This is a genomic window from Sphingorhabdus sp. (assembly GCF_040079335.1).
Classification (GTDB): Bacteria; Pseudomonadota; Alphaproteobacteria; order Sphingomonadales; family Sphingomonadaceae; genus Sphingorhabdus_B.
In genome coordinates this window covers 1-2,928 of record NZ_JBEBKL010000100.1, presented here as the reverse complement: position 1 = coordinate 2,928, position 2,928 = coordinate 1, and the positions used below count along the sequence as shown (strand labels likewise).

1 protein-coding gene is annotated in these 2,928 nt (G+C 60.0%); it reads right to left on the bottom strand.

Going from position 1 to position 2,928, the window contains the following annotated elements; all coding sequences use genetic code 11:
- Positions 1 to 96 precede the first annotated feature (96 nt).
- Positions 97 to 2,775, bottom strand: a complete 2,679-nt coding sequence (gene acnA, locus ABL922_RS14365) for an aconitate hydratase AcnA (protein ID WP_349024896.1) — start codon at positions 2,773 to 2,775, stop codon at positions 97 to 99.
- Between the last annotated feature and the right edge of the window lie 153 nt (positions 2,776 to 2,928).

Here is a 2,928-nt window from a genome sequence, read left to right as displayed (position 1 = left end):
ACTTGATGCGGGGCTCGGCTTGTTGTCGCAGCTGCCGGTGAAAGCCTAACCCCGCATCAAGTGCGGGGCGACGACTTAGTCAAACAACATTCAATTTTAAGCAGCCAGTTTCCGCAGAACGTAATGCAGGATGCCGCCGTTGAGGAAATATTCCAGCTCGTTGGCGGTATCGATGCGGCACAGCGCGTCGAAGTTGAAGGTCGTGCCATCCGACCGGGTGACCTTGACCGTCACCGTCTGGCGCGGCTTCAGATTTGACACGCCGGTGATGGTGAAGCTGCAATCGCCATTGAGGCCAAGGCTCTGGCGGTTTTCGCCTTCCTTGAACTGTAACGGCAACACGCCCATGCCGACGAGATTTGAACGGTGGATGCGCTCAAAGCTCTCAACGAGTACCGCCTTGACGCCCAAGAGGTTGGTACCCTTTGCCGCCCAGTCGCGTGACGAGCCGGTGCCATATTCCTTGCCCGCAACGATGATCATCGCGGTGCCATCGGCTTTGTGCTTCATGGCCACATCGTAAATCGGTTCGGCCGGACCATCGCCATAACGCGACATGCCACCTTCGATTCCGGGGACCATTTCGTTCTTGATTCTTATATTGGCCAGCGTGCCCCTCATCATCACCTCATGGTGGCCGCGGCGGGCGCCGTAGCTGTTGAAGTCGGATTTGCTAACCTGATGTTCCATAAGCCATTTTCCGGCGGGGCTGTCTGCCTTGATGCTGCCGGCGGGGCTGATGTGGTCGGTCGTGATCGAGTCGCCGAGGATCGCGAGCGGCTTGGCTTCGATGATGTCGTTGACCGGGGCGGGGGTCATCTCCAGACCCTCGAAATAGGGCGGGTTTGCGACATAGGTGCTGCCCGCGCGCCATTGATAGGTTTCGCTGCCCTCGACCTGGATCGCCTGCCAATGTTCGTCGCCCTGATAGACCGTCGCGTAACGGCTGAGGAACATGTCGCGGCTGACATTGGCGGTCATCAGGTCATTAATCTCTTGATTTGAAGGCCAAATATCCTTGAGGTACACATCCACACCGTCGGAACCTTTGCCGATCGGGGTGGTGGTGAAATCCTCGGTCACCGTGCCCTTGAGCGCATAAGCGACCACCAGCGGCGGCGATGCGAGGAAGTTCGCGCGCACATCGGGCGAGACGCGGCCTTCAAAGTTGCGGTTGCCCGAAATCACGCTGGCGGCGACAATATCATTGCCGTTGATCGCCTTCGAAATCGGTTCCGCCAAAGGCCCGGAGTTGCCGATACAGGTGGTGCAGCCATAGCCGACCAGATTGAAACCCACCGCGTCGAGATGCTCCTGCAGGCCCGCCTTCACCAGATAGTCGGTGACCACCTGCGATCCCGGCGCAAGCGAAGTCTTCACCCACGGCTTGGGCCGCAATCCGCGCTCATTCGCCTTCTTCGCGACCAGCCCCGCGGCCACCAGCACGCCGGGGTTCGAGGTGTTGGTGCACGAGGTAATCGCCGCAATCACAACGTCGCCATCGCCAATATCGTGCGATTTGCCCTCGACAGGCACGCGCTTGAAACCGTCATGCTTGTACACTTCGGCAAGGTCCGCATTGAACACATCGTCAACCTGCTGCAGCACCACCTTGTCCTGCGGCCGCTTCGGACCCGCGAGCGAGGGCTGCACCGTCGACATGTCGAGTTCGAGGGTCGAGGAGAAAATCGGCTCCACCGCAGGATCGATCCAGAAACCCTGCTCTTTTGCGTATGCTTCGGCCAGTGCCACGGCTTCGTCGCTGCGGCCGGTCAGGCGCATATAATCGAGCGTCTTGTCGTCGATACCGAAAAAGCCGCAGGTCGCGCCATATTCGGGCGCCATATTGGCGAGCGTCGCGCGGTCGGCGAGCGTCAGCGAGGCAAGCCCCGGGCCATAATATTCGACAAAGCGCCCAACCACGCCATGCGCACGCAGCATCTGCGTCGCCGTCAGCACTAGATCGGTCGCGGTAATGCCTTCGCCGAGCGAGCCGGTGAGCTTGAAACCGACAACTTCGGGGATCAGCATCGATACCGGCTGGCCCAGCATCGCGGCCTCCGCCTCAATCCCGCCCACGCCCCAGCCGAGCACGCCCAGCCCGTTGATCATCGTCGTGTGGCTATCGGTGCCCACGCAGGTGTCGGGGTAGGCGACGGTCGCGCCATCCTGATCGGTCGAGGTCCACACCGCCTGCGCGATATGCTCCAGGTTCACCTGGTGGCAAATGCCGGTGCCCGGGGGAACCGCCTTGAAATTGTCGAGCGACTTGGAACCCCATTTCAGGAAGTCATAACGCTCCCCATTGCGATAATATTCGATCTCCACATTCTGCTCGAACGCCTTGGGGTGGCCGAATTCATCGACCATCACCGAGTGGTCGATGACGAGGTGGACGGGGACGAGCGGGTTGATCTTGCTGGTATCGCCGCCCAGCTTCGCAATCGCATCGCGCATCGCGGCGAGATCGACGACGCATGGAACGCCGGTGAAATCCTGCAACAGCACGCGCGCGGGGCGATACTGGATCTCGTTCTGGCTTTCGGTCGGGTTCTTCTGCCAATCGACCAGCGCTTGTGCGTCCGCGGTCGAAACGGTGAAGCCACCATCTTCAAAACGCAGCAGGTTTTCGAGCAGCACCTTCATGCTGAAGGGCAGGCGAGACACATCGCCCAGCTTTTCCGCCGCCTTTTTCAAGGAATAATAAGCATAGGATTTGCCCCCGACGTTCAGCGTCGAGCGGGTGCCAAGCGAGTCTTGTCCAACGGCGGTCATGGTATTTACCCCTTCTGTGTTCGGTGCCCATGCGCGGGATTGGGGAAGGACCCAGCCAAATCACTCCACCGTTCGCCCTGAGCTTGTCGAAGGGTTTGACCGAACGGTGTCCATCGGAGGGTCAAACCAGCGCAGAAGCGGGAGATTCGACTA

Coding starts and splice junctions, on each gene's coding strand:
- acnA (WP_349024896.1), bottom strand. CDS start 2,775: ATGACCGCCGTTGGACAAGACTCGCTTGGCACCCGCTCGACGCTGAAC.